This is a genomic window from Ilumatobacter sp. (genome assembly GCF_049588435.1).
Taxonomy (GTDB): domain Bacteria; phylum Actinomycetota; class Acidimicrobiia; order Acidimicrobiales; family Ilumatobacteraceae; genus Ilumatobacter_A.
Map to the genome: position 1 here is coordinate 1 of NZ_JBAVYV010000287.1, position 3,288 is coordinate 3,288.

A 3,288-nucleotide genomic window follows, 5' to 3' on the forward strand; every position below is an offset into this window, starting at 1 on the left:
GTGGTCGTGTGTGGCAGCGACGCCTCACCGCCGGTGCGGGTGAGTCATCGGCTCAGGCTGCGGAGCCCATCCCGTCGTCCTCGGGTGATCGGGTGTTGCGTGCGGTCATCGGATCGGGCACGCACCGGTGGACTCCGCCGGTCGAGATCCCCGATCGCGGTGCCCTCGACAGCACGTTGCTCCAACGCGTCGAGCGGTGCGCTCAACTCGTCGGCGCCGCTGCACCGATCTCGATCCGACCCGGCGATGCGATCGCGCTGCACGGTGCCCGAAGATCGTCGAACGCGATCGCCCGCTCGATCGTCATCCAGTTCGCCACCTGGGTCGGTCCCGCCGACTGGCAACTCGTGGTCGTGTCGGGCGACCCCCGCTCCTGGGCATGGAGCGACTGGCTGCCCCACGGCGCGCTCGACCGCGGCGCGCTCGTGCACCTCGAACGAGTTGCGGACGGCGGCGTGGCGACCGAGATGTTGGCCGACGCACTCGACTCGATCGACGGGACTCGGCCCGCCCTTCTCGTCACCGACGAGCCACACCTGTTCGCGACGCGCACAGGTCCGTTGCGCCGGTTCCTCACCCGGCCGAGCACCTCGTCGTTGGTCATCGTCGACACCGACGCCACCGTGCCGGCGCTGTGCCGACGCATCCTCACCGTCGGCTCGATCGGCACGGCGTCGTGGAGCGGTGACGTGCTCGATGGAGATGACGCGGTCGCGATCGAGCTCGCCGGCATCTCACTCGAGACGGCCGATCGGGTCGCGCGGCGACTCTCGTGCCTGGTCGATCCCGAGGACGACGGGGGAGCGGGTGGCGGAGTGGCCTCCTCGCTCCGCTTCTCCGAGATCCTGGCGGATACGTCGCCCGAGGCGATCGCGCGCCGGTGGCAGGCGGGCGGCGCCGACCCCGCGCCCGTCGCACCGTTGGGCACATCGCTCGAAGGTCGCGTGGACATCGATCTCGTCCGCGATGGTCCGCACGGTCTGATCGCAGGGACCACCGGGTCGGGTAAGAGCGAACTCCTCCGAACCCTCGTGCTCAGCATGGCGGCGTCGGTCGGACCGCAGCATCTCAACTTCGTGCTCGTCGACTACAAGGGCGGTTCGACGTTCGATGCCTGCACCGACCTGCCGCACACGGTCGGACTCGTCACCGACCTCGACGACGGACTCGCCGAACGCGCACTCGTCAGTCTCGACGCCGAGTTGCACCGGCGCGAGCGCCTGCTCCGTGCGGTCGGCGCATCCGACCTGACCGCGTATCGGAAACGTCGCATCGAGTCCGACGATGAGTTCGAGCCGATCGCCCGCCTCGTCGTGGTGATCGATGAGTTCGCCACCCTCGCCAAGGAGCTTCCCGACTTCCTCAGCGCGTTGGTCGGGATCGCTCAGCGTGGTCGCAGCCTCGGTGTCCATCTTCTCCTCGCGACGCAACGGCCCGCGGGGGTCGTGAACGACGACATCCGGGCGAACACGAACCTCCGGCTGGCGTTGCGGCTCCACGACCGGCCCGATGCGATCGACGTCGTCGGCGACGAACTGCCCGCCACATTTCCGCGGGGACTCCCGGGTCGTGCCGCACTCCGGCTCGGGCCCGACGAACTCGTCGTGTTCCAGACGGCTCGATGCACCTGCCCGGTCACGGCGACCACCGGTGCCGACGAGATCATCGTCGAACGACCTGGAGGAATGGCGACCTCGAGCGCGTCCGACGATCACGACGAACATGACCAGGCCGGGGACTCGGCCATCGCCGAATCCGGTGAGCGGAGCGAACTGGCGACGGTCGTCGAGGCGATCGACGAGGCTGCCCATGACCTCGGACTCGATGCGCCGCACCGTCCGTGGGTCGAGCCACTGCCGTTCCCGCTGGATGCGGACGCGCTGAACGTTGGCGCGTCGGGTCGCACGGTGTGCACGATCGGGTGGATCGATGATCCCGAGAACCAACGTCGCATCCCGCTCGCGTGGCGGCCGACCGACGGAAGCCTCGCGTTGATCGGAGCGATCGGTTCGGGGACGACATCGAGCCTGATCTCGCTGGCGGCGGCGTTCTGCGGAGCCGTCGAGCCCGACACCCTCCACCTCTACGTGGTCGACGCGCGTGGTGACGACGGCCTGGCCGCGTTGGCGTCGCTCGCGCACTGCGGTGGCGTCGTGCGGTTGACCGAGGAGGAGCGTCTGCATCGACTGCTCGCTCGCGTCGTCGACGCGATCGATCGGCGGATGGGCTCGGGAGATGCGTCGATCCCGACCGAACCCGACGTCGTCGTGATGATCGATGGCTACGCGTCGCTGCGGACCTCGCTCGGACCGATCGAGCGACAGACCACCTTCGACCTGTTGCAACGACTCGTCAGCGATGGCCCGGCGGTCGGGATCGCGCTGGTGGTCGCGGATGACGCGAGCACCGCGATCACGATGGTCCCGGTCGCGCACCGGTGGTTGTTCCATCTCGACGATCCGGCCGTCGCACGCGGACTCGGACTTCGATCCGCGCCGGTTTCCCCGGGTCGACCCGGCCGCCTGCGGATCCTCGGTTCGGGTCTCGAAGCACAGGTCGCCCGAGGTGCGGCCGGACTCGCCGCGCTCCCGTCTCGTGGCGACTCCGCTGATGGACCCCGGCCGATCGTCGTGCTCGCGGAGCGCATCGATGTGTCCGCGATTTCGTCGATGGAAACGAGAGCCGATCCCGCCGAGCGCCGTGCTCGCCTCCTCGTCGGAGTCGACGCGTCCGATCTCGGACCGGCCGTCATCGAGATCGTCGATGGCGACCACCTGCTCGTCGTCGGTGGGCCGCGTACCGGTGTGTCGACGACGCTCCGCCGAGTCGCCGCGGCGTGGGAGACCGATGCCGTACGCCGAGGTCATCCGTTCAGGGTCGTGCGGCTCGCGCGTGATTCATCGTTCGACCCGGAGATCGCCGATGATCGTGCGACGCGATGTGCGGTCGTGATCGACGATGCGCACCGCGTGGACGACTCGGGAATGCTTGCGGAACTCGCGAGCGGCGAACATCGGCACGTGACGGTGCTCGCCGGTGCCCGAGCCGACGCGGTTCGGACCGGGTACGGACACTGGACCCGGGAGATTGCGAAATCCCGATGCGGGATCGTGATGGCGTCTCGCGGGGATCCCGATGGCGATCTCCTGTCGGTGCAGATCCCGCGTCGAGCGCTCGTGCCCGCTCGACCCGGCCTTGCGTGGATCGTCGACGGCGACCCGCTGCGACAGGTCCAGGTCGCCATCGACGCAACCTGACCGTGGACGCGCAACGGGCGCCGACCAGGAG

General features: G+C 69.2%; 1 protein-coding gene. It reads left to right on the forward strand.

Annotation, left to right across the window (positions count from 1 at the left end; genetic code table 11):
- Positions 1-3,257: FtsK/SpoIIIE domain-containing protein (locus WBV89_RS11230; protein WP_423981439.1), on the forward strand; the 3,257-nt coding region annotated here is incomplete at its 5' end.
- Between the last annotated feature and the right edge of the window lie 31 nt (positions 3,258-3,288).